Genomic DNA, 24632 nt, shown 5'->3' on the forward strand with positions numbered 1-24632 from the left:
AGTTACAATGCGCCGATTGAACGGTTTGGATAATTCATTTCAATACCGGAATTATTTTGGTGCGCCGCACACAAAGTCATTCGAAACGATATAAATTTACCGCAGTGCGGGATCGCATTTACGTGACACAAGAATAATGCCAGGTATAAGCGCGTTCGTATTTACCCGTATTTTTCGAGTGGGCCGGGCGCCCGCGGCAGCGGGGCCGCGGGGGTTTTCACTCGTGTTTTTACCCGGCGTTATTCAGGCCGATTGTGGGCGCTCGAAATAATCGCGCTGGAAAATGCACATGCGATATGCGTTGTGATACGCGCCGTTGCCGAAAAATTCTTCCTTCAATTCCGCCTCGTGCTGGAATCCGCATTTCTCGTACACGTGGATGGCCGCCGCATTCGACGTATCGACGATCAGGTACAGCTTGCGCATGTTCAGCACCTTGAACGCATATTCGATTGCGAGGCGCGTCGCCTGCCCCGCATAGCCGCGCCCCTGGCGTTGGGGCGCGATGATGATCTGAAACTCGCCGCGACGATGGATGTAGTCGAGCTCGATCAGCTCGACGAGGCCGACCAGTTCGTCCTGCGGATCGACCGCGACGAAGCGGCGCTCGCGCTGGTCGTGCACGTGACGGTCATACAGTTGCGACAGCTCGGAGAAGGTTTCGTATGGTTCCTCGAACCAGTAGCGCATGATCTTCGCGTCGTTGTTCAGCTCGTGAACGAAGCGCAGGTCCTGGCGCTCCAGCGGCCGCAATGCAAGCGTGTGCTTATCGTTCTGGAGTTGCATGTTGGTGTCCTTTTTGATGCCCGCGCGTGCGTGAAACACCCGTGACGCGCTACCGCGAACAGGGGTATTCCGCGGTGCAAGAAGTTGACCGCGGGCGAAGTTCAGAGCCTAGAATGGGAGCAAGGGTTCCTGCCACCGCAAGGAGGCTATCGTGATCGAGCAAGTCATACTCGGCATCTTCCTCGTGCTGCCACTCGTGATCGTGGCTGCGCTGTTCTCCGACGAACTGTGGCAGGAACATCGGCGCCAGCATCCGCGTGACGAAAACGCACCGCATATCGACTGGAAGCATCCGTGGCGCCGCGTGCGGCGCGGGCACTGAGTCGATCGCCTTCCCCGCAGTGCAGCCGTCCGGGCGGGTCGCCCCGAACGGTGCCGCCTTCCGCTACGAACCGATTCCCGCTCAACCAGCGAGACGCCGACGTGAACGACAAACCCGCTCTCCCTCCGCACGATATCCCCGGCGAAGCGATCGACCTGCAGATCGCCGACGTGCTGGCCACCGTCCGCTACCCCGCGAACAAGGATGCGATCGTCGACGCCGCGCGCGATGCGGGCGCGAGCAACGAAGTGCTGTCGATGCTCGACGGCCTGCCCGAACAGGACTACGCGGACGTCAATGCCGTCACGCGCTGGGTCGCCGGCAACTTCGGCCCCGGCCTCGGTATTTGAGCGCACGCCAATAACGAGATAGGATCGGGCCGCACCGATCGCATCGCGGCCGGATGCATGTCGCCCGGCGCCAAGACCGGGCGTTTCCGCATAAGCGCCCGGGGGAATCCATGGAAGGAATTCTGATCCAGCACACGACGCGTCGTCAGCTGTGGTTCGGCGCGCTGACGGCACTCGTCATCGTGCTCGCGCTCGGGATCGCCGCGCCACACGCGAACGTCGCGCTGCCGGCCGTCGAGCCGTTCATGCCGATGTGCGCGCTGACCGTGTTCACCACCGCGAGCATCGCCGCATTCTTCCTTGGTGCGCAGTTCACCGTGACGCGCCAGCCCGTGCTCGGCGCGCTCGGCGGCGCCTATGCGTTCACCGCGCTCGCCGTCGCGCTGCAGCTGCTGACCTTTCCCGGCGTCTTTGCGCCACATGGGCTGTTCGGCGCACAACCGCAAAGCGCCGCGTGGATGTGGATCTTCTGGCATGCGGGTTTCCCTGGTTTCGTCATGGTTGCGCTGCTCGCGCGCGCTCGGCTGGCGCGCGCGCCGATCGGCGCCCGGCAAACGCGCTGGTGGGCGCTCGCGCTGGTCGGCGGCCCCGCTGTCGCCGCCGGCGTGCTGTGCCTGTTCGCGCTGAACGTGTCGCTGCCGCCCGCGTTTCATCCGCCGGGCAATGCGGCCGTGCTGCCCGTCAACGGCGTCGCGCTCGTCGTGTGGATGCTCAATGCGCTGGCGCTCGTCGCCGTGCTGGCCTCCGGCCGGCTGCGCACAACCCTCGACCTCTGGCTCGCGATCGCGGTGCTCGCGTGCCTCACCGATACGACACTGAACCTGTTGAGCACCAATCGTTTCACGATCGGCTGGTATCTCGCACGCGTGTTCAGCATGTTCACGCCGGGCGTGCTCGTGTGCGTGCTCGCCTGGGAAGTGACGATGCTGTATCAGCGGCTGTTCGAGGCGCATGCGATGCTGATCCGTTCGTCCGCGCGCGACGGGCTGACGGGCGCGTTCAACCGTAGCCACTTCAACGATCACTTTCACACGCTGTTCCTGCAGGCGCGGCGACAGGGCGAACCGCTGTCGCTGCTGATGGTCGACGTCGATCACTTCAAGGCATACAACGACGCGTTCGGTCACGTGAAGGGCGATGCGTGCCTGATCGCGGTCGCGAATGCGCTGGCCGGCGCGGTGCGGCGGCCGGCGGATATCGTCGCGCGCTACGGCGGCGAGGAGTTTGCGATCGTGCTGCCGAACACCGGCGCACGCGGTGCGCGGCTCGTTGCCGAGGAAGCGCGCGAAGCCGTGCTGCGGCTCGATCTCGCGATGCCTTCGTCGCCGGCAGGACGCGTGAGCGTCAGCGTCGGCTGCGCGACCGTGTCGGCCGACGAGCTGTCGACGCCCGATGCGTTGATCGAAGCCGCCGATGCCGCGCTGTACCGCGCGAAGGATGCGGGGCGAAACCGCGTCGTCGTGGCGTGAAAACGTCTGCGGATTGGGGATTTGTTACGGTCATTGTGACCGGAATAATCCGCCGTTACGGAATCCGGCACGGGGAAACGATCGCTTACACGCCGTGTTGAGCGCGCTCGCTATGCTCGGTTCATCTCGAATCCGAGCAGGTGAACGCGATGAAGAAAACTCTTTTGCTGATTGCCGGTGTGGCCGTGCTGTTGAGCGGCTGCATCGTGGTGCCGGATGGCGGCGGGTATTACGGTGGTGGCGGGTATTACCATCATCATCGGCATTGGGATTGATGACGGTAACGAGGTTCGGACGCGTCGGCATGCAAGGTGTAGCGAGCAGCATCGACGGTCCGGGCCGCAACCTGATCAAGCCGGCTTGATCGGCTCCGCATGCATCAGAAATACCTGTAGCGCAGCGAGCGTTTCGCCGTGAAGACGCTCGAGCCGCGCATCCTGGTTCCCGTCCTTGACGGGATTACCGGGCGAACAGGGAATGTCCGCACCGTCAGGCTGTCGTGAGAGCATGCGCTCACTTCCCGATACAGAACCGGCTAAAGATAACCCCCAGCAGATCATCGGAAGTGAATTCCCCGGTAATCGCATTGAGCTGTTCCTGCGCGAGCCGTAGTTCCTCCGCAAACAGATCGAGCGCCTGCGCCCGCTGCTCCGCATGATCCGCCGCCTGTGCAAGATGCTCCTGCGCGGCCCGCAGCGCGATCAGATGCCGCTCGCGCGCGAGATACACCCCTTCGGCCCCTGCCTGCCACCCGGCGATCCGCAGCAGCTCCGCGCGCAGCATGTCGATCCCGTCGCCGCGCTTCGCCGACAGATGCACCTCGGTCAGATCGCCTTTCGCCGCCGGATGTTCAACGCACGCCGGCACGCCGGTGAGATCCGTCTTGTTCAGCACGCGCACCACCGGCACGCCGCCCGGAAACCGCGCGGCGATCACCTCGTCATCCGGCGTCATCCCCGTGCGCGAATCGAGCAGATGCAGCACGACGTCCGCGCGCTCGATCTCGCTCCAGGTGCGCGCGATCCCGATCCGCTCGACTTCGTCCTCCGTCTCGCGCAGCCCGGCCGTATCGATGATGTGCAGCGGAATCCCCTCGACCTGGATCGTCTGCGCGACCTTGTCGCGCGTCGTGCCCGCGATCGGCGTGACGATCGCCAGCTCCGCGCCGGCGAGCGCATTCAGCAGCGACGACTTGCCGACGTTCGGCTGCCCCGCCAGCACGACCGACAGCCCCTCGCGCAGCAGCGCACCCTGCCGCGCGTCGCCGAGCACGTGCGCGAGCTGCTCGCGGATCTTCGCGAGCTTGCCGCGCGCATCGGCCGCTTCCAGGAAGTCGATTTCCTCTTCCGGGAAATCGAGCGTCGCCTCGACCAGCATCCGCAGCGTGATCACGTCCTCGACCAACGCATGAATCTGCCGCGAGAACGCGCCATCGAGCGAGCGCCCGGCCGAGCGCGCCGCCGCTTCGGTGCTCGCCTCGATCAGGTCGGCGACCGCCTCGGCCTGCGCGAGATCGAGCTTGTCGTTCAGGAACGCGCGCCGCGTGAACTCGCCCGGCTGTGCGAGCCGCAGCCCGAAGCCGCGCCCTGCATCCAGGCAGCGCTGCAGCAGCAGCTGCATCACGATCGGCCCGCCATGCCCCTGCAGTTCCAGCACGTGCTCGCCGGTGTACGAATGCGGCGCGGGGAAATACAGTGCGATCCCGCGGTCGAGCGGCGCGCCGTGCTCGTCGAGGAACGGCACGTAGCTCGCATGGCGCGGCGCGAGCCGCTGCCCGCACAACGCGTCGATCAGCGGCAACGCGGCCGCCTCGCCGCCGCGCCCGAACGACACGCGGACGACGCCGATGCCGCCCCGGCCGGCAGCAGTGGCAATGGCGACGATCGGATCGGAATCGGTAGCGAGCATGGGAATCGGACGAATCGGGTAAGCAGACAGTGAATGGTGCGCCCGCGCAACAGTTCGGGCATCGAGACGCCGGCATTGTAGCGTGCCGGCCCGCACGCCACCGGACGCCACCTCGGTTTCGAACTCGGCCGAATTTATCCCGACGGAGCTAAGTCAAGTATCAATCCCGGGCAGCCACATACTGTCCATTTCGGACGAATATGCCTGTCCGAGTGGCTCGATACTGGGGCCCCCAATTTTGCCGTACGCTCCGTGGCAGGTTGGGATTCATCTAAATAGGCTATGTTTAGCTTATATGGTTGTCTGAGACGCGTCGGTGGAATTGCACAATCACCCCCATGCCGACACCCGAAGAAAAAGCAGCGTTCTCGGAACGCCTGAAATTCGCCTTGCGGCGCAGCCCGGAGAAGATCACCGGTGCGACGGAGCTCGCGAACCGGTTCAATCTGCGTCACCGCGGTGCGCAGCCGGTTTCGCCGCAAACCGCGCACAAATGGCTGACGGGCCGCACGATTCCGACGCCGGACAAACTCGAAACGCTCGCCAGCTGGTTGCGCGTGGAGCTGCACTGGTTGCACTACGGCCCATCGCCGAGCGTGATCGAGCACACGACGCCGCAACCGCTGCCGCGTGACGAGCGCTATCCGCCGACACCCGAGACGATCGAACTCGCGTCGAAGATCGAGGCGCTGCCGCCGCATCAGCGTTACCTCGTTCAGGAGCTGATCGAGCAGTTCTACGGCGGCGAATCGAAAATCGAAGCGAAGAAGGCCTGAACGGCAGCGGCCCACGTACGCGCACGCCACCGCGCCACCTGCCGGAAACTAAAAAGCCGCATGGATCGCACCATGCGGCTTTTTTGCGTGCATCGCGGGCGGCGGGCCGCCCGCGTGTGCCACGGGCGTCAGGCCGGCTTCTTCTTGACCCCGCCGAGCTTGCGCGTGATGTAGTACTGCTGCGCGATCGACAGCACGTTGTTCACGACGTAGTACAGCACCAGGCCAGCCGGGAAGAAGAAGAACATCACCGAGAACGCGATCGGCATGAACTTCATCATCTTCGCCTGGACCGGGTCCGGCGGCGTCGGGTTCAGGCTCGTCTGCACGAACATCGAGACGGCCATCAGCACCGGCAGGATGAAGAACGGATCGCGCTGCGACAGGTCGTGAATCCACAGAATCCACGGCGCACCGCGCATTTCGACCGACGCGAGCAGCACCCAGTACAGCGAGATGAACACCGGGATCTGGATCACGACCGGCAGGCAGCCGCCGAACGGATTGACCTTCTCGGTCTTGTAAAGCTCCATCAGCGCCGAGTTCATCTTCTGCGGATCGCTCTTGAAGCGTTCGCGCAGCGCCTGCATGCGCGGCGTGATTTCCTTCATGCGCGCCATCGACTTGTAGCTCGCGGCCGACAGCGGGAAGAACACGGCCTTGATCAGCACCGTCAGCAGCACGATCGCCCAGCCCCAGTTGCCGACGAAGCCGTGGATCTTCTCGAGCAGCCAGAACAGCGGCTTCGCGATGATCGTCACCCAGCCGTAGTCCTTCACGAGTTCCAGGCCCGGCGCGATGCCTTCGAGCATGCGCTCTTCTTCCGGACCGGCGAACAGGCGCGCCTGCACGTCGGCCGACTGGCCCGGAGCGATCGCGGCGACCGGCTGCTTCACGCCGACGCGATACAGCGCCGGATCGATCTTTTCAGCGTAGATGTCGCGCTTCGCGCCCTGCTGCGGAATCCAGGCCGACGCGAAGTAGTGCTGCACCATCGCGACCCAGCCGTTGTCAGCCGCCTTCTCGAAGTTCGCCTTGTTCTTGTCGAGGTCGCTGAAATCGATCTTCTGGAAGTGCTTCGCGTCCGTGTAGACCGCCGGCCCGAGGAACGTATGCGAGAACATCGGCGTTTCGACAGCCGTGTTGTCGCGCACCAGTTCCATGTAGACCGTCGGCGTGACGGGTGCCGTGCCAAAGTTGTCGATCTTGGTGTCGACGCCGATCACGTAGCTGCCGCGTGTGAACGTGTAGGTCTTCACGACCTTCACGCCGCCCTTCACCGGCGATTCGAACGACAGCTTCAGCGCGTTCTGGTCGCCCGTCAGCGACGTCGTGCCCGCATTGACCTGCGTGTAGACGTCGTTGTGGTTCGGGAAGTCGCCGCCGAGCAGGCCCGTGCGCGCGAGGTACGTGTGGCCGGCCGTGTGGTCGAACAGCGTGATGTACAGGTCGGGCTGCTTGCCGTCGCCCTGCTTCTTCAGCGTCAGCTTCGCGAGCGTGCCGCCGCGCGTGTCGATTTCGCCGTCATAGACGTCGGTCGAGAACTTCACGAGCTGCGCCTGCGCGGCCGGTGCCGTCGTCGACGGTGCGGTGCCCGCTGCGGCGGCAGGCGCTTCACCTGCGGTCGTCGTCGTCGCGCCCGTGCCCGATGCGCCGCCGGCAGCGGCGGGGGCCGTCTGCGTGGCGCTCGGGAAGAACATCGACGGGCGTCCATGGGAGCGCTGCCAGTTGTCGTACAGCATGACAGCTGACATGAAGAAGATCACCCATAGGACGGTGCGTTTGATATCCATGCGTTGTCTCAGAGTCGATGGGACCGCGCGTCGGCTTCGCCGCGAGCGCGAGTGTCGGAGTTAGGCGGCGGGACGAGGTCGATGCCGCCCGCGGAAAACGGATGGCATCGGCACACGCGCCTGACGGCGAGATACGTGCCGCGCGCGGCGCCATGATACTGGATTGCCTCGCGCGCGTAATCCGAACAGGAAGGATAAAAACGGCAACGGTTGCCGAGCATAGGGCTCACGGCAACCTTGTAGAAGCGCAGCAAGGCGATCAATACCGTTTCCATACCTTGGGCGGCGCCGTTCGACGCCGCGTCAAAACCGGCCGGGCAGGCGCGAACGCCGCACCGGGCACGGATGCGTCACTCGGACGCGGGCTTCGACGCCCGGCGCGCGATCTCCCGGACTGCCCTGTCGAGCAGTTCGCGGATTTCGGTCGCGCACATCGCCGCGAGCGGGGCGGAAGCCGCGCTCGGCAGCGCTTTCTTGTCGAAGCGCGTGTGCTGCCGCAGCAGCAGGTCGTAACCGGCGAATTCGGCCCGGCGCAAGCGAAACGCGTCGCGCGCCAGCCGCTTCACGAGGTTACGTGTTACTGCACGCGGCGCATACTTCTTGCCGACGACGAGCCCCAAACGGGCAGGCTGACCGGTCGGCTTGCCGTAGATCACGAAGTGCGCGGAGCGCCGCCAGGGGCGCAAACGAAAAACGGATGAAAATTCATCCGTTTTCAGAAGTCGCGCAGCTTTCGGGAAGGCGGCTTTCGTCTGCGACGGATTCGCACCCGGCTCGACGGTACCTTCCGCAGGACTGCGGACGGCGGACACAGCGCGCAACCTGCCTTAGATGGCGAGGCGCTTGCGGCCCTTCGCGCGGCGAGCGTTGATGACCTTGCGGCCACCTGCCGTCTTCATGCGGACACGGAAGCCATGGGTGCGCTTGCGGCGCGTCACGGACGGTTGGTAAGTACGTTTCATGATGTTCTCACTTGTTCGAGAATGTCGAAATTCAGGGGACCGCGTGCCCTTAACCGGAGGCATTCGGGCGAACGCAATCGCCGGGAATACAGGATTGGTTTTCGCGGAACCCGCTATTTAAACCGTTTTTCTCTTGGCGGTCAATACTTTAGGAGTCGTCCGCCTGTGCCGGCCCCTGCCGATCCGACCCCGCGACCCACAACCCCAGCCTGTGGATAAGTCCCGCTGTGGCCGCGTTTGGCGTTAGAATCTCGCCTTATCTCCAAGAATCCCGCACGCCGCTTCGGCCCCGCCTGCCCCTCCACGACTGTGACGCAGGCGTCCGACGCACGCTCGCACGACCGCTTCGGGCCTTGTTGCGCCACAGCGACAAGGGCGCCGGCGAGCCGCGCTGTGCATGCAAAAAACGACAGCTACTTGATGAACGATTTCTGGCAACACTGTTCCGCACTGCTGGAGCGCGAGCTGACGCCCCAGCAGTACGTGACGTGGATCAAACCCTTGGCCCCGGTGGCCTTCGATGCGTCAGCGAACACGCTGTCCATCGCCGCGCCGAACCGCTTCAAGCTGGACTGGGTCAAGAGCCAGTTTTCGGGCCGGATCTCCGATCTGGCCCGGGATTTCTGGAATGCGCCGATCGAAGTCCAGTTCGTCCTCGATCCGAAAGCCGGCATGCGCAGCGCCGCCGCGAGCGCCGCGCCGGCCGCCCAGCGCGCGCCGCTGACACCGAACGGCCCCGCCGCGACGGTCGCCGCGATCGCCGCCAACCTGGCCGCGAATGCCGGTGCAGCGCCCAGCGCGCCGGCCGACGTGCCGATGACGGCGTCGGCAGCCGCCGCGCACCACCTGAACGCCGATGACGCCGACATCGACCTGCCGAGCCTGCCCGCGCACGAAGCGGCCGCCGGGCGCCGTACCTGGCGTCCGGGCCCCGGCGCCGCGCCCGCGAACGGCGGTGAAGCCGATTCGATGTACGAACGTTCGAAGCTGAACCCGGTGCTCACGTTCGACAACTTCGTGACCGGTAAAGCGAACCAGCTCGCACGCGCCGCCGCGATCCAGGTCGCGGACAACCCCGGCATCTCGTACAACCCGCTGTTCCTGTACGGCGGCGTCGGCCTCGGCAAGACTCACCTGATCCACGCGATCGGCAACCAGCTGCTGCTCGACAAGGCCGGCGCGCGGATCCGCTACATCCACGCCGAGCAATACGTGTCCGACGTGGTAAAGGCATACCAGCGCAAGGCGTTCGACGACTTCAAGCGCTACTACCACTCGCTCGACCTGCTGCTGATCGACGATATCCAGTTCTTCTCCGGCAAGTCGCGCACGCAAGAGGAATTCTTCTACGCGTTCGAGGCGCTCGTCGCGAACAAGGCGCAGGTGATCATCACCAGCGACACGTACCCGAAGGAGATCTCGGGCATCGACGATCGCCTGATCTCGCGCTTCGACTCCGGCCTCACCGTCGCGATCGAACCGCCCGAGCTCGAGATGCGCGTGGCGATCCTGATGCGCAAGGCGCAGTCGGAAGGCGTGAACCTGTCGGAAGACGTCGCGTTCTTCGTCGCGAAGCACCTGCGCTCGAACGTGCGCGAACTCGAAGGCGCGCTGCGCAAGATCCTCGCGTATTCGAAGTTCCACGGCCGCGAGATCTCGATCGAGCTGACCAAGGAAGCGCTGAAGGACCTGCTGACCGTGCAGAACCGGCAGATTTCGGTCGAGAACATCCAGAAGACCGTCGCCGACTTCTACAACATCAAGGTCGCCGACATGTATTCGAAGAAGCGTCCCGCGAACATCGCGCGGCCGCGGCAGATCGCGATGTACCTGGCGAAGGAACTCACGCAGAAGAGCCTGCCCGAGATCGGCGAGCTGTTCGGGGGGCGCGACCACACCACCGTGCTGCATGCCGTGCGCAAGATCGCCGACGAGCGCAGCAAGGACGCGCAGCTCAACCACGAGCTGCACGTGCTGGAGCAGACGCTGAAGGGCTGAGCGCGCGGCGCGCTTGATAATTCGGCATCCGCCCCAAATTAAGGGGGGCGGTTCGGTTTTGAGGCACAATACAGGTTTGACCGCCCCGGCGGCGGCCGGCCAAGAGCCCGGCTGGCGGGGCGCTGCGTGGCTGCTGCGCTGCAGGCCGTTACTCAACGAAGGAACTCTATGCAACTGGTCAAGACCGAACGAGACACACTCCTCAGGCCGCTGCAAACGGTCAGCGGCATCGTCGAACGCCGCCATACGTTGCCGATCCTCGCCAACCTGCTGATCACCAAGAACGGCCCGGACGTTTCTTTCCTGTCGACCGACCTGGAGCTGCAGATCACCACGCGCGCCGATTTCGGCGTCGGCGGCGACCAGGTGGCCACCACCGTCGCGGCCCGCAAGCTGCTCGACATCCTGCGCGCGATGCCTGACGGCCAGGTCACGCTGTCGCTCGCCGACAAGCGCCTCACCGTTCAATCGGGCAAGAGCCGCTTCGCACTGCAGACGCTCGCGGCCGACGAGTTCCCGACCGTCGCGCAGGCGAAGGATTTCGGCGCGACCCTGACCGTCCCGCAGAAGTCGTTCCGCCAGCTGCTCGGCATGGTGCACTTCGCGATGGCGCAGCAGGACATCCGCTACTACCTGAACGGCATGCTGCTCGTCGTCGACGGCGACCAGCTGATGGCCGTGGCCACCGACGGCCACCGCCTCGCGTTCTCGTCGATGAAGCTTGAAGGCGGCACGTTCGGCCGCCAGGAAGTGATCGTGCCGCGCAAGACGATTCTCGAGCTGCAGCGCCTGCTCGAAGATATCGACGACACCGTCACCATCGACATCGCGCAAACGCAGGCCAAGTTCACGTTCGGCCAGGTCGAGCTCGTGTCGAAGCTGGTCGAGGGCAAGTTCCCCGACTTCCAGCGCGTGATCCCGAAGGCGCACAAGAACACGTTCGAGATCGGCCGTGAAGAGCTGCAGCGTTCGCTGCAACGTGCGGCGATCCTGACGTCCGACAAATTCAAGGGCGTGCGCTGCATCATCGCGCCGGGCCAGCTGAAGATCATGTCGACCAACGCCGATCAGGAAGAGGCGCAGGAAGAACTGGAAATCGCGTACCAGGGCGATACCGTCGACATCGGCTTCAACGTCACGTATCTGCTCGACGTGCTCGCGAACCTGAAGGTCGACACCGTGCAGGTGAGCCTCGGCGACGCCAGCTCGAGCGCGCTGATCACCGTGCCCGAGAACGAAGAGTTCAAGTATGTCGTGATGCCGATGCGCATCTGACGCGCTCGACATCGCAACACACACCAGGGGGCGGCAAGCCCCTTTGGCGTTTTTATGGCGAACCGACAACCCGTCCCTTTGGTGCCTTTCGGCGCCTCGGGCGGGCCAGGAAACTGGAGCGGCCGGCCTGGGCGGCCCCGCGCTTTCCCTCGCTGAAACGCACCGCGCCGCCACGAGAGTGGCCTCGCAGAACCGGAAGATATCCATGAGTGAACAGCACAATTCGCAACCCGATAACAGCAGCTACGGCGCTTCGTCGATCCAGATCCTCGAAGGTCTGGAAGCGGTGCGCAAGCGCCCCGGGATGTACATCGGCGACACGTCGGATGGCACCGGTCTGCACCACCTCGTGTTCGAGGTGCTCGACAACTCGATCGACGAAGCGCTGGCCGGCTACTGCAACGACATCCACGTGACGATTCACGCCGACAACTCGATTTCCGTGACCGACAACGGCCGCGGGATTCCGACCGACGTGAAGATGAACGACAAGCACGAGCCGAAGCGCAGCGCCGCCGAGATCGTGATGACAGAGCTGCACGCTGGCGGCAAGTTCGACCAGAACAGCTACAAGGTGTCCGGCGGCCTGCACGGCGTGGGCGTGTCGTGCGTGAACGCGCTGTCGAGCTGGCTGCGCCTCACCGTGCGCCGCAACGGCAAGAAGCATTTCATGGAGTTCCATCGCGGCGTCGCGCAGGAGCGTGTGCTCGAGAAGGTGGACGGCGTGGAAGTGTCGCCGATGCTGGTGACCGGCGACACCGAGAACCGCGGCACCGAAGTGCACTTCATGGCCGATCCGACGATTTTCGGCACGGTTGAATATCACTACGACATCCTCGCGAAGCGGATGCGCGAGCTCTCGTTCCTGAACAACGGCGTGCGGATTCGCCTCACCGACCTGCGTTCGGGCAAGGAAGACGATTTCGCGTTCGCCGGCGGTGTGAAGGGTTTCGTCGAGTACATCAACAAGACGAAGACCAACCTGCACCCGACCATTTTCCACGCCAACGGCGAGAAGGATGGCGTGGGCGTCGAAGTCGCGATGCAGTGGAACGACAGCTACAACGAGAACGTGCTGTGCTTCACGAACAACATTCCGCAGCGCGACGGCGGCACGCACCTGACCGGCCTGCGGGCCGCGATGACGCGCGTCATCAACAAGTACATCACCGATAACGAAATCGCGAAGAAGGCGAAGGTCGAGACGACCGGCGACGACATGCGCGAAGGGTTGTCGTGCGTGCTGTCGGTGAAGGTGCCGGAGCCGAAGTTCAGTTCGCAGACGAAGGACAAGCTGGTGTCGTCCGAAGTGCGGGCGCCGGTTGAAGAAGTCGTCGCGAAGGCGCTGGAAGAGTTCCTGCTCGAAACGCCGCTCGACGCGAAGATCATCTGCGGGAAGATCGTCGAAGCCGCGCGTGCGCGCGATGCGGCACGCAAGGCGCGCGAAATGACGCGCCGCAAGGGCGTGCTCGACGGCGTCGGCCTGCCGGGCAAGCTCGCGGACTGCCAGGAGAAAGACCCGGCGAAGTGCGAAATCTACATCGTCGAGGGCGACTCGGCAGGTGGTTCGGCCAAGCAAGGGCGTGACCGGAAGTTCCAGGCCATCCTGCCGCTGCGCGGCAAGGTGCTGAACGTCGAGAAGGCCCGCTACGACAAGCTGCTGTCGTCGGAGCAGATCGTCACTTTGGTCACTGCGCTCGGGTGCGGGATTGGCAAGGAGGATTACAACCTCGACAAGCTCCGCTATCACCGCATCATCATCATGACCGACGCGGACGTCGACGGTGCGCACATCCGGACGCTGCTGCTCACGTTCCTCTATCGCCAGATGCCGGACATGATCGAGCGCGGGTATGTGTATATCGCGCAGCCGCCGCTTTACAAGATCAAGGCGGGCAAGGACGAGCGGTATCTGAAGGACGATACGGAGCTGAACGCGCATATGCTGCGGTTGGCGCTGCAAGGGTCGGAACTGGTGCCCGGCGAGAATGCGGCGGCGATTTCCGGCGATGCGCTCGGGGAGCTGGCGCGGTCGTACCTGCTGTCGAAGAGCGTGATCGAGCGGTTGAGCCGGTTGTATGATCCGGCCGCGCTTGAAGCGGTCATGGACGGGGTGGCGATCGATCTTTCCAATGAGGCTTCGACTGAGGCTTCGGCGAAGGCTCTGCATGCCGCGCTGCATGATGATGCGCTGAAGAACGAAGTTCGTGTGGTGCCTTCGTATGACCCGGTTCGTGAACAACGGTCGCTGCATATCGAGCGGACGCATCACGGGAACGTGCGGGTTTCGGTCATCGACCAGGAATTCCAGCACACGGCGGATTATCAGCAGCTTGTGACCACCGCGGATACGTTCAAGGGGCTTATTGGCGAAGGTGCGGTCATCAAGCGTGGTGAGCGCAGTATGGCTGTGTCGGACTTCAAGAGCGCGATGAAGTGGCTACTTGCCGATGCCGAGCGGAACGTGTCGAAGCAGCGGTATAAGGGGCTGGGAGAGATGAACCCGGGGCAGCTGTGGGAAACGACTATGGATCCGGCTGTGCGGCGACTGCTGCGGGTGCAGATCGAAGACGCGATTGCGGCGGATGGGATCTTTACTACCCTCATGGGGGATGATGTCGAGCCGCGGCGGGCGTTTATTGAGAGCAATGCGTTGCGGGCGGGGAATATTGACGTTTAAGCGGTGTGTAGCGGGAGCCATAACCTGAGATTTTGGGAAGCATCCATTGAGATATTTATTGATGGATGTGCTCCGATAGATTCATGACGGCATCTAGTGACGTCACAGCCGCTGGAACAACGGCCACCGTGTTGAGGTGGCCGTTGTTTTTTGGATCTCGCCAATAGTTAGCGAGGCTTTCCTACCTCGACTCCCCTGCCTTTGTCCGCGGTTCTCGCGTGTGCTTCAGCCTAGTGTACTGAAAGCGATTCGGCCTGCGTAAGTAGCCTACGTCCTGTCCGCCGCGGTAGCGCCGTAGCCGATGAGGCCCACAGCTCGCAGACCGGCGAGGCCGCGGCCAAGCTCAAGCAGTTGCTGTCGGCCGAGGAATGGGCCGTGCTGCAGGACGGCGGTGAAATCGATACAGAAGCGCTGCTGGCGTCGCAGATGTACGTCGACAAGATGCTCGGCGGCATCCAGGCCGTGCAGACGCTGTCACGCCTCAACCGTGCACATCCGGGCAAGGACACCACCTACATCCTCGACTTCGTCAACGATGCGGGCGAAGTCCTGAACGCATTCAAGACGTATTACGAGACCGCCGAACTGGAGGCCACCACCGACCCGCATCACATCTACGACCTGCGCGCCAAGCTCGATGCGGCCGGCTATTACGACGACTTCGAGATTGACCGCGTCGCCCGGGTCGAGCTCGACCCGAAAGGTACTCAGGCGCAGCTGCAGGCTGCCATCGCGCCAGTGGCCGACCGGCTGCTCAAGCGCTACAAGGCCATGCAGCAGGACAAGGCCGCAGCGGAAGCGCAGCACGACGGCAAGGCCGCTCAGGCCGCCAAGGACACGCTCGATGCGTTGGTCCTATTCAAGAATGACATGGGGGCGTTCGTGCGTCTCTACTCGTTCCTGTCGCAGATTTTCGACTACGGCAATACCGATATCGAAAAGCGCTTCCTGTTCTACAAGCGGCTCATCCCGCTGCTGGAATTCGGCCGTGAGCGCGACACCGTGGACCTGTCCAAGGTCACGCTGACGCACCACAGTCTGAGAAACACTGGCCGCCAGCCCCTGAATCTCGGTCACGGTGAGGCGCCAAAGCTGCCGCCGATGGATGGGGTCGGCAGCGGTGCGGTCCAGGAGAAGGAAAAGGCGTTCCTCGATGAAATCATCCAGAAGGTCAACGGCCTGTTCGACGGCGAACTGACCGATGACGACCAGCTCATGTACGTGAACGGGGTGCTCAAAGGCAAGCTGCTGGAAAATGAAGTGCTGGTGCAGCAGGCCGCAATCAACAGCAAAGAGCAGTTTGCGAACTCCCCCGACCTGGCTAGCGCGCTGACGCGCGCCATCATCGACGCCTTCGATGCGCATACCACCATGAGTAAGCAGGCGCTCGATTCGGAACGCGTGCGCGACGGACTGAAGGACATCTTGCTGGGACCGGCCCAACTCTACGAGGCTCTGCGTGCCCGGTCAGGCGCATCGCCACGGCCGGGAGCATAAGCCGGAAACGATTGGGGCAGGTTGCCAGTATTGGCAACCTCACCGAGCCTGCCGCAGCGCTATTCTCGTGTTGTGCTGATTTGTGGACCAAAGTGCGGGAGTGAAGCAATCAGAGTTGCTCATACCCTGGGTAACAAATATTCAGTGATAGAGATGCCTTCCTGAGCGGTGGCGCAGGCCGCTCGGCCATTTTCGCGCGTCTAGGGGGTTGGCTCGCCCGCCTTGCCTAGCCGGATTGGGCTGTCCACCAGTGTATATTCGAAAGCCGCAGACTTGCGGCGATAACCGAGTGCTCACTTCAACGGAATCCCACTCAAGTGAAAGACAAAAATCGCGACCTGACTTCCGATACCGCGTTGACCGAAGCTGTCACAGTCTCTATATCCGCAGCAACCGCTGCTGCGAAATCATGGTATCCAGAACTCAAGGCTCACTTGGAGCAAGTGGCGGCAGCGACGCGTGCCGACTTTGAAAACCGCGAGTTTCTTGAAGAGTTGTGGAGCAATGAATCGGTGTCTTCCACGGGAATGGGCAGCGTGAAAGTGGGTCCGGCACTCGATGATCCAGAGTTCCGAAAGTGGTTCAGCGAAGCATTCACCGAGCCTTTGCCAGAGAACGCGGCGCAGGCGGAGGCGCAGCTAACTGGTCTCTATAAAGAACTTGTGCGTCGATTAGGGGAAAAGTGCGGGCGCGTCGCACGCCTGAAACTTAATCGAGTGATGTGTGCAAGATTCCCACAATATTTCACGACCCTGGCGGATGTTGGTAAGCTCAAGTTCCTCCATCGAGCGCTGGGAGGTATCGCAAGCGACCACCCTGTCCATGCGCATATCGCAATTAAGCGCCGCCTTGAAGCGCTTCTCGGACCCGTCGTCCCAGGGGGTTCAACTGGTGAGCTAGACAGACTCTCGTTGCCGTGGTTTTTGTATGAATACATCGCCGACGAATCCCCATCGGTCGCCGAGTCGTCCTCTACAAACGAGGCAGCCTCCTCCACGGACGGACTACATCCGTTACCGGCAGCTCTAAGACGGAAAGGGCTTACGGCCATCAAGGGCAACTTCGGAACGCTCCTGGAATTTGTGCAGGTACTGCAGGACGGTCTGACCCGAGAGGAGTTCGTCGATGAGGTGCGACGAAGCAACCCCGACCTATCGGAAAATAGCCTTGGTACGGTCATCAATACGGTCGCTAGGGAGTTCGACTTGTGCGTCCGAGACGGTGACATGTATCGCCTGAACGCTCGCGGCCTCAATCTCCTAGAGACTAGGGACCCGGACGAATTTGCCGATCATTTGCTAACCAAGATTCTCGGTGTCGACCATGTCATAAAGGCTCTCGAAGGTGGGCCACTCGCTCTCGTGGACTTGACAGAGAATCTGAAGGAGGTGAACCCGGGGTGGACGTCGGATTTTATGCCGCGCTCAATAATTGCATGGTTGACAAGTTTCGAGGTTATTCAGCAGAACCAAGCACGCAAATGTTCCCTTACTGACCGTGGAAGAACGTGGGCGAACAAGGTCATTTGGTCCCCTGAATCACTGAAAATCGTCGACGCGCCAGTACAACCACCGCTCGACGCAGTTATCGCAACGGCCGAAGCGCCTCGTTTTGTTGAGGTCTTACACAGACTCGAACTCATCAATCAAGGCAAACTTCTGTTGCCAACAGATTTGGTTCGGCAGCTGCACGTTGGATTGTGGTCACATCCCGTCCGCCACTTCGCTGTACTGACGGGCATATCGGGGTCCGGAAAGACTCAACTCGCCTGGCAATATGGCCTCGCTGCTTGCCAAGCCGAGAATGGCCAAACCGAACGTGTGCGCATCATTCCCGTACAACCAGGCTGGTTCGACCCAACGCCGCTTTTCGGATACGTCAGTCCGTTGAGCCAACAATACTGCTCTGCCCCGTTTCTTGAGCTTTTGCTGCGCGCGGCACGCGACCCTGAGCGCCCATACGTAATCATCCTCGACGAAATGAACCTGTCACATCCCGAGCAGTATCTGGCCCCGCTGTTGTCGGCAATGGAAACCCGCGGATGGATTGACCTGCACGAACTGCCAGAGGGCGTAACCGACGTTCCCCGTCGGGTCCAATACCCATCCAATCTCGCCATTATCGGAACACTTAATATGGATGAGACTACTCATGGGCTGTCGGACAAAGTACTCGACCGTGCATTTACTCTAGAATTCTGGAACGTTAGCGTCGACGAATTCCCCGGATGGGACAAGTTCGAGCTACCGGCCAGTTTGCAGACTTCCGTGAAGAATCTGCTCGGGGATTTGAGCACGGCGCTCGCACCGGTAAGGCTTCACTTTGGGTGGCGAACGATAGAGGATGTGTTGAGATTCCTGCGGCTGGCCATCGAAGCGGGCGACACAGAAATCAATGCACTCGATGCGGTTGTCTACGCGAAAATACTTCCTAAGCTGCGTGGCGAGAGCACAGAACGGTTTCATCTCGCCCTCAATTCTGCGCATGCAGTCCTGCTGAAACGTGACCTGAAGCGTTCTGCAGGAAAAATATCGACACTAGTTGCGGACCTGAAGGAAACGGGGGCAGCGAGATTCTGGCGATGACATTCGTCAAGCAAGGCGGAACCGGCCCAAGCTTAGTCGTGCATTCATCCTGCGGGGGCAACACGTCCGCAACGTACCGACCGGGCGACACTATCTATGGACTGCGGGAAAGCGAGAGGTGCATCTTGGAGGTTGACGGGGTCGATAATGCGCGAATATTTGTCGACGACGTGGAAGTTCGACAGGGCGACGATGGTCGATACGAGTGGACCGCAGCATTCTTTGCCGGCCGCGTCCAGATTGTCGTGGCATCGTCCGCCGCGAGCGACGCGACGTATTTCGCATTTGTAGGGCCATCAACTGAGAAGGTTGCCGACGAGCAGTTTGACGCAATGGTTGGTGAGATTCAAAAATTTCGCGCGTCTCTCCTTCTAGGAAGTTCAAGTGCAGCTATGGAGTTTGGCGACAGCGCGGGAAGCAACACGCTTGAAACTCTCGTCCGATTGGCCAGGCTCAGGCTTTATGCTCCGGAGTTCCTGCGCGAAGTCCGGAAAATATGCCGCGCCCCGCACCGGTCTCTCCTCCAGGCAGAGCGTCGAGTTTCACTCGCGCGTGTTAAGCGCCTTCATCCACTTGCTCTGCGTGAACCACTGATTGCCGCCGCTGTCGCCGGCCGCACGGCGGAGCCTATGTCACTCGATTTACTGCATGTCGGGACGTCGACGGCGACGCCAACCTTTGACACGCCGTCAAATCGCGCGCTAAAGGCACTCGTGACGCGATTGACAGCGCAAGCGTCTATGTTGCTCGACGCCGTGGCGCAAGGTCGGCTTGGCGGGGACCCAGAGGAACAGAAGTGCCGACGCCCAAGACGAGAGCATTTCCTTCGCAATCTTCTGACGGAGGCGAAGGCTCTGCTAACCAGAGAACCGTTCTGCAGTGTGTCCCGATTGGAGACGTCAGCAGCCAGCCTGACCCAGATTTCCGCACAACCGACCTACAGTAGTGCCTTCCGGCACGGCACGCGGGCACTGATTCGTGGCGTGGAAGGCTCGCGTTCACGAGACCATTTGCACGTCAGTCCGACGTGGGGTATCTACGAGACGTGGTGTTTCGTCCATATACTATCGAAGCTCGCCGAGAGGTTTGACCACTTCGACTGGAGGGCCATCGGGAGCGGCGTTGTAAGTGCCTCCGAATCCTACGAGCTGGAGTTGAGTAGCGGGATTCGAATCGAAGCACACTTCCAGGCGAACTTCACCGCTGGCGGGCCCCCCTCCAATCGGGTGGGTTGGAGCCTCTCGCGCCTCCGAATTCCGGATATCGTCATCGTTGTCCGAAGTGCGAGTAGATTGGATTTCCTCGTGCTCGATGCGAAATTTCGAAGTAAAAGGGACAACGTCCTTGAGGCCATGGCATCGGCTCACATTTACCACGATTCCTTGCGGGTCAGACAGCAGAAGCCGAACTTCTGTGCGCTTCTATTACCAGCGATGGCGGACGTTCCGCACTTAGAAGCAGACTCATTCCTTCTCGAGCACGGAGTCGGCACAATTTGTCACTTCTCGCCTGGAGGACCGGGCGTTGGGCGCTGCGTGGACTTAATCGCCAACTGGGCAGTGGGAAACGCCTTGTGATCTCTTCCCTGACGGCAAAGCTACGATAGCTCCGTCGAGCCTGACGGCGGCGACGTGTTGATTCGCCCCGATTTGCCATTAGCAATCGCACTCGCTTGCCCACAGTAGGTTGCGATTGCCATAGAGACCTACTGTTTGCATTCGTCGCAAGATCAACTTATACTTGACGCGTACACAGTAGAACTCTTCTGACATCATGAGCACATACCTCGCAGAACTCGCCAGCGTCCAAACCGCCGTGACGTTTCGGAATCAGGCGCCTCAAGTAGATCCGAATGGCAATGTGCGCGCCTTGGCTATCAAGGATCTGGTGTCGAGGCAGCCCTTGCGTTGGGATGACTTGCATCGTGTGGTCGTCGACGACAAATACCTTTCATATTGTTTGCAGCCAGGTGACGTGGTGATTCCATCGAGAGGTGACTATTACAGGGCGTGGCTATTCGAGGGAAGCGAGGAACCGGTGTTCCCCGTTGGGCAGTTGAACGTGATCCGGCCGGGCAACGGTTTGGATGCCCGCTACCTAGTTTGGTATCTGAATCAGAAATCAACGCAGGCAAAATTCTCGCTGTTGCTGACAGGCACCAGCATCAAGGCGATGACGAAGAACGCCTTGCTCAAGCTGGAATTGGAAGTTCCTCCTCTATCTAGGCAGCAGCGAATCGCAGAGTTGGACCATACCACCCAACAAATCGTGAGTATCCGACACCGCTTGAACGAGCTGGACACGATTGAGATCGCCTACTTGACGAAGCGGATGCTGGAAGAGGGAGATATTCGTCATGCTTGATCTGCAACGACAACACGCCATCCGGAGCGCCATTTGGCAAGCATGTGATTTGTTCCGTGGCGTCAGTGGTCCTGGAAAGGACCTCACGATGGCGATGCTTCTGCTGAAATACGTTTCGGACATTGGCCGGAGCCCCAACGATTTGGGCGATGTGGGGGGCGATGCTCAGCGCTTCGTCGTACCGAGTGCCTCGAGTTTCTATGCACTATCGTCGGCAAGGCTTGAATCGGGCAACGGTCGTCGCATAGATAAGGCTCTTGGCGAGATCGAACAAGCCAATGATGAATTGCGCGGAGCTTTTGACGTCATCAGTTTCGATGCAACCACCTTGGGCAACGTAGAGCAGAAAGACCGCTTGCTTTGTCAGTTGCTGGACGTCTTTCACGCGAACGCGCTGGACTTTCGCGCAAATCGCGAGAACGCGACGGAAGCAGTCGCTTATGCGTGTGATTCGATTATCAAGTACGTTGCCGGCGGCGGAAAATTTGGCACAGAGTTCTTTACTCCCTCCGAGATGTGCCAGTTGATAGCTCGCCTCGTGCAACCGGAGGACGGAGATGCCATTAGCGACCCTTGCTGCGGCTCCGGCTCACTCCTGATTGCTTGCAGCCAACTGGCGCATGAGCGGTCGGGCCGCGGAGCTTGTCACCTATACGGCCAGGAGAAGAATGGAAGCGCCTGGGCGTTAGCGAGGATGAATATGGTCTTGCACGGCGAGACCCAATACCAGCTCGAATGGGGCGACACCTTGCGTGATCCGAAGCTACTTGGGGCTGGTGGCCACTTGAGGAAGTTCGAGATCGTTGTGTCTAGCCCACCGTTCTCTCTAAAGGACTGGGGGCATGAAGGTGCCGGACGTGATGCTCACCAGCGCTACTGGCGCGGAGTGCCTCCCCGTATGTCTGGAGATTATGCGTTTATTAGTCACATGGTCGAAACTCTGCAGCCGGAGACGGGACGCATGGCTGTAGTCGTTTCCCATGGAGTGCTGTTCCGAGGGGCGGCTGAAGGCCAGATCCGAGAACGACTTCTTCAGGAAAATCTCATCGACGCCGTGATCGGACTCCCGCCGAAGATGTTCGCTAACACCAGCATACCGGTGGCGATCTTGGTGTTGCGCAAAAGCAGAGCGGACGACAGCGTGCTGTTCATCGATGCCAGCCGCTCTTACCAACCGGGCAAGATACAGAACGTTCTGCGGCCGACAGACTTGGATTTGATCGAGGACACCTACCTTGGCAGGAGGGATGTCAGCCAGTATGCGCGGCTGGTGACGCGGACTGAGATTGCCGCGAATGACTCCAATCTAAACGTCGCGCGCTATGTCGATACAACTGAAATCGAGTCGGAAATTGACCTAAGTGCTCTGCGTTTGGAGCGTGCGCGGCTTACGGTCGAGCTGGAAAATTTGGAAACAAAGTTGGCGGCGCTAATAGCGGGGGGCGGCCATGCGTAGCGGAAAGGAAAACGGCCGCTTGCGCGGCCGCCACCTCTTTTGCGTCTTGGAGCCTGATGTCCGTCCGAAGAGGGAGCTATCAAGCAATCTAACCCAAGCGCTTACAACTGGATCATAACACGCATGCTCAAACAGATCAAAGGCAATGCCTCGGGGAACTTGGCGCGTATCCAAGCTCTGTCACACGCGCGTCTGAGCAACTATCGGAGCTTTTTCGGCGCCGCAGACGATGCGCAGGCGCTCGGACTCTATCAGTGGAACGAGGATTTGAGCGCCGTGCTGTTCCGCACCATCTCCCAGGTCGAGGTTGTACTGCGTAATCGGTTCCACCACGCCATTAGTTTGCGTTACGGCACGGTGGGTGGCCACGGCTCCAGAGACTGGTACGCATACGTCGCGCTGGGTGCTCACTCGAGATCCAAGATCACGGACGTCACCCACTACAAACGAGGTCATCAGCTATTGCCCCGGGTGCCGGCTCCTTCACCCGATGACGTGGTATCGCGTCTGACGTTTGGATTCTGGCCCCATTTGCTGGACTTGCGAAAGGACGTTCACAACCGGACCGTCGACTGGGGACCTATCCTCGTCGACGTCTTGCCGGGTCATCGGCAACGCCAGGCCACGCATTGGGCAAAGCAAAAACACCGCGACGCCATGTTCGCCCGGCTTGATCTATGCAACGAGCTGCGCAATCGCATTGCTCATCATGAACCAGTCTGGAAGCTAGGCCCGCTGATGGACGAGGGACGCGCGCGGCCTGGCGTGCCCTTGACCATTCAGGCTCCCGCGCCATCAACGCCCGCTGAGGCGTTAGCTCGCCTGCAATTGCTGTACGGTCGCGTGATCGAGCTGCTGGCCTGGCTCTCACCGACCGTCGCGGCGCAGTACGCCGCGAGCGATATGCATCTGCGTTGTCTGAACTTGCTTCAACCTGAAGCGCTTGAAGCCTACAAGCGCACCCTTCCTCCCGCGGAAATCGATCTGTCCAATGTGGGGAACCTGCGCGCTCTGCGCAAGGCTTTGCGCTACGCCGCGCGCCGTAAGCAACCCGTGCTAGTCAAGGACGGTCGACGTTTGATTGGACACTTGACCGTGAGCTCGGAGTTACTCACGGCTGGCCTCGGCCCTTGATTCAGTCCACGGTTGGGTGGCAACGCACATCGATCCTACAGCGGCTTGAGCACTGTTGTCGAAGTTAATGACGAAAACTGTGCGGGACTCCGTAGTGGTCCGACCAGGAAACCGATTTTCGTACGCAGTGAATTACAGCCATATCGAGTGAAAGTGCTGTATGAAAACGCGACAGCATAGCTCAAAGCGTTGAAATTATTTTGTAATATTTGTGGGGCTATTTTCACTCGTGGCCGTTTCGCGCAGAGTGCTCCTGCAACAAAAACGAGAGACCAACATCGTGAGCCAGTCCGGGAACCTCAACTTTCTGTCCGAGCACTCTACGGTCTTGATATAAAACCTTACTATTCTTCGCGTTGTTTTACTGGGCATGCGAAGTCATATCATTCCCATCGTCATCGAACCACTGGACGAGTACGAAAGTCCTTCTCCGACCGAATTGCCCCCTCTCCTTGCGCATCCTCCATTTAGCTATCCGACAATTAAATTGATTTATGAGATGCCCCACGAACTAAACTGTCTGTAGCGCGCGCGATGGAGAAAATCGTTTCGCTAGAAATCCCGAATTAGAAGGAAGACTGAAGAGAGAGCAAAGCAGTAAGAGCGCGGGCCGCATGGGCTGCCACCCATACGACCCGCTGACCACAACCAACTCACACAAGGAGTCGGAAATGGCTGTCGCCAATATTAAAGCGCTGTTCCGTAAACGCAAGCAGCAAGACCCGAAAACCGTGCTTCAGATGATCCTCCGCAGCACGCCTGACAAACCAAAACGAGGTTAGCCATACCTGCCTTGGATGGCCGTCATCGACGCGCACTTCAAGCTGTTCGGATTCGAGCCTGGCGATCGCGTCTATCTCGAGATCAACCACAAGACCCGGCAAATCCACATCACGCCGCACTATGGCGATCTTGATTTCCGCGAGCAGCCCTACCATCAACCGGACTGTCGGCGGCCATTCGCACGCTAGAGGGGCAAGGGCCGCTTTACGCGGCCCTCACTGCCTCGGTAATGGCCAGCGTCCTGAAAGTCTCTCCATGCGCGAAAACCAGCGCAGTTCTCAACAGCTATCGTCAACAACCGTCACACCAACGGCCCACAGATCGATGGTGCTGATCTCTTGTAGCCGCATTTCCAGTGCCACAAATGCAAAAACCCCCGCCTTTACGGGCGGGGGTTTCTGGCTTAGGGAGCCTGACGATTACCTACTTTCACACGGGAATCCGCACTATCATCGGCGTAGAGTCGTTTCACGGTCCTGTTCGGGATGGGAAGG

At 61.0% G+C, this 24632-nt stretch carries 21 protein-coding genes, 1 rRNA gene and 1 pseudogene; 14 read left to right on the forward strand and 9 right to left on the reverse strand.

Annotated features, from left to right (window positions below):
• Nucleotides 1-243: 243 nt before the first annotated feature.
• Nucleotides 244-786 carry a spermidine N1-acetyltransferase gene (speG, locus tag ACVK00_RS14200; protein WP_006756943.1) on the reverse strand — a complete coding sequence of 181 codons (543 nt, stop codon included), beginning with the start codon at nt 784-786 and terminating at the stop codon, nt 244-246.
• 151 nt (nt 787-937) lie between these two features.
• Here speG and ACVK00_RS14205 point away from each other — a divergent pair, with 151 nt between their 5' ends.
• The 4 genes from ACVK00_RS14205 (at nt 938) to ACVK00_RS14220 (ending at nt 3202) form a co-directional block, all read left to right on the forward strand.
• Nucleotides 938-1108: a hypothetical protein gene (locus ACVK00_RS14205; protein WP_006489933.1), complete on the forward strand. Its 171-nt coding sequence runs from the start codon at nt 938-940 to the stop codon at nt 1106-1108.
• A 101-nt stretch (nt 1109-1209) separates the two neighbouring features.
• Nucleotides 1210-1458: a DUF2795 domain-containing protein gene (locus ACVK00_RS14210; RefSeq protein ID WP_284899613.1), complete on the forward strand. Its 249-nt coding sequence runs from the start codon at nt 1210-1212 to the stop codon at nt 1456-1458.
• A 110-nt stretch (nt 1459-1568) separates the two neighbouring features.
• Nucleotides 1569-2927 carry a sensor domain-containing diguanylate cyclase gene (locus ACVK00_RS14215; RefSeq protein WP_284899611.1) on the forward strand — a complete coding sequence of 453 codons (1359 nt, stop codon included), beginning with the start codon at nt 1569-1571 and terminating at the stop codon, nt 2925-2927.
• A 149-nt stretch (nt 2928-3076) separates the two neighbouring features.
• Nucleotides 3077-3202: a hypothetical protein gene (locus ACVK00_RS14220; RefSeq protein ID WP_006750105.1), complete on the forward strand. Its 126-nt coding sequence runs from the start codon at nt 3077-3079 to the stop codon at nt 3200-3202.
• Nucleotides 3203-3277: 75 nt separating this feature from the next.
• On the opposite strand, the gene ACVK00_RS14225 is transcribed toward ACVK00_RS14220, so the two are convergent.
• Both ACVK00_RS14225 and mnmE read right to left on the reverse strand, forming a co-directional pair.
• On the reverse strand, nt 3278-3436 hold the full coding sequence (locus ACVK00_RS14225) for a hypothetical protein (protein ID WP_284899609.1): 159 nt from the start codon (nt 3434-3436) through the stop codon (nt 3278-3280).
• Between the two features lie 4 nt (nt 3437-3440).
• Nucleotides 3441-4835, reverse strand: coding sequence for a tRNA uridine-5-carboxymethylaminomethyl(34) synthesis GTPase MnmE (gene mnmE / locus ACVK00_RS14230; RefSeq protein ID WP_284899607.1), 1395 nt, complete (start codon nt 4833-4835; stop codon nt 3441-3443).
• 338 nt (nt 4836-5173) lie between these two features.
• Here mnmE and ACVK00_RS14235 point away from each other — a divergent pair, with 338 nt between their 5' ends.
• Nucleotides 5174-5611, forward strand: coding sequence for a helix-turn-helix domain-containing protein (locus ACVK00_RS14235; protein ID WP_228906276.1), 438 nt, complete (start codon nt 5174-5176; stop codon nt 5609-5611).
• Nucleotides 5612-5739: 128 nt separating this feature from the next.
• Here the strand turns inward: ACVK00_RS14235 and yidC are convergent, their stop codons facing one another.
• The 4 genes from yidC to rpmH all read right to left on the reverse strand — a co-directional run bounded on the left by yidC (nt 5740) and on the right by rpmH (nt 8366).
• Nucleotides 5740-7404: a membrane protein insertase YidC gene (yidC, locus tag ACVK00_RS14240; protein WP_284899604.1), complete on the reverse strand. Its 1665-nt coding sequence runs from the start codon at nt 7402-7404 to the stop codon at nt 5740-5742.
• 8 nt (nt 7405-7412) lie between these two features.
• A complete protein-coding gene (gene yidD / locus ACVK00_RS14245) occupies nt 7413-7679 on the reverse strand; it encodes a membrane protein insertion efficiency factor YidD (RefSeq protein ID WP_006750110.1) in 267 nt (88 codons plus the stop codon).
• Between the two features lie 75 nt (nt 7680-7754).
• Nucleotides 7755-8216: a ribonuclease P protein component gene (gene rnpA / locus ACVK00_RS14250; protein WP_284899600.1), complete on the reverse strand. Its 462-nt coding sequence runs from the start codon at nt 8214-8216 to the stop codon at nt 7755-7757.
• Nucleotides 8217-8231: 15 nt separating this feature from the next.
• A complete protein-coding gene (rpmH, locus tag ACVK00_RS14255) occupies nt 8232-8366 on the reverse strand; it encodes a 50S ribosomal protein L34 (protein WP_004198824.1) in 135 nt (44 codons plus the stop codon).
• Between the two features lie 420 nt (nt 8367-8786).
• Here rpmH and dnaA point away from each other — a divergent pair, with 420 nt between their 5' ends.
• The 9 genes and pseudogenes from dnaA to ACVK00_RS14300 all read left to right on the forward strand — a co-directional run bounded on the left by dnaA (nt 8787) and on the right by ACVK00_RS14300 (nt 23355).
• Nucleotides 8787-10364 carry a chromosomal replication initiator protein DnaA gene (gene dnaA / locus ACVK00_RS14260; protein WP_219847169.1) on the forward strand — a complete coding sequence of 526 codons (1578 nt, stop codon included), beginning with the start codon at nt 8787-8789 and terminating at the stop codon, nt 10362-10364.
• Between the two features lie 168 nt (nt 10365-10532).
• On the forward strand, nt 10533-11639 hold the full coding sequence (dnaN, locus tag ACVK00_RS14265) for a DNA polymerase III subunit beta (RefSeq protein WP_006750113.1): 1107 nt from the start codon (nt 10533-10535) through the stop codon (nt 11637-11639).
• A gap of 205 nt (nt 11640-11844) precedes the next feature.
• Entirely contained in the window at nt 11845-14319 is a 2475-nt protein-coding gene (gene gyrB / locus ACVK00_RS14270; RefSeq protein WP_284900039.1) for a DNA topoisomerase (ATP-hydrolyzing) subunit B, read from the forward strand.
• A gap of 426 nt (nt 14320-14745) precedes the next feature.
• Nucleotides 14746-15816: pseudogene (locus ACVK00_RS14275) on the forward strand (type I restriction endonuclease subunit R); the annotation flags it as partial.
• Between the two features lie 317 nt (nt 15817-16133).
• A complete protein-coding gene (locus ACVK00_RS14280) occupies nt 16134-18401 on the forward strand; it encodes an McrB family protein (protein WP_284899292.1) in 2268 nt (755 codons plus the stop codon).
• Nucleotides 18398-19978 carry a DUF2357 domain-containing protein gene (locus tag ACVK00_RS14285; protein ID WP_284899291.1) on the forward strand — a complete coding sequence of 527 codons (1581 nt, stop codon included), beginning with the start codon at nt 18398-18400 and terminating at the stop codon, nt 19976-19978. The genes ACVK00_RS14280 and ACVK00_RS14285 overlap by 4 nt, the downstream gene beginning before the upstream one ends.
• Nucleotides 19979-20174: 196 nt before the next feature.
• Complete coding sequence (locus ACVK00_RS14290) at nt 20175-20765, forward strand: restriction endonuclease subunit S (protein ID WP_284899290.1); 591 nt, start codon at nt 20175-20177, stop codon at nt 20763-20765.
• A complete protein-coding gene (locus tag ACVK00_RS14295) occupies nt 20758-22221 on the forward strand; it encodes an HsdM family class I SAM-dependent methyltransferase (protein ID WP_284899289.1) in 1464 nt (487 codons plus the stop codon). The genes ACVK00_RS14290 and ACVK00_RS14295 overlap by 8 nt, the downstream gene beginning before the upstream one ends.
• Before the next feature lie 123 nt (nt 22222-22344).
• A complete protein-coding gene (locus ACVK00_RS14300; RefSeq protein WP_284899288.1) occupies nt 22345-23355 on the forward strand; it encodes an Abi family protein in 1011 nt (336 codons plus the stop codon).
• 653 nt (nt 23356-24008) lie between these two features.
• Here the strand turns inward: ACVK00_RS14300 and ACVK00_RS14305 are convergent.
• Together ACVK00_RS14305 and rrf are read right to left on the reverse strand one after the other, a co-directional pair.
• The gene (locus tag ACVK00_RS14305) at nt 24009-24293 is read right to left on the reverse strand and encodes a hypothetical protein (RefSeq protein WP_284899287.1); all 285 of its coding nucleotides are present in this window, start codon (nt 24291-24293) and stop codon (nt 24009-24011) included.
• Nucleotides 24294-24548: 255 nt separating this feature from the next.
• Nucleotides 24549-24632, reverse strand: a 5S ribosomal RNA gene (rrf, locus tag ACVK00_RS14310); the annotation flags it as partial.

The organism is Burkholderia sp. PvR073, assembly GCF_054055695.1.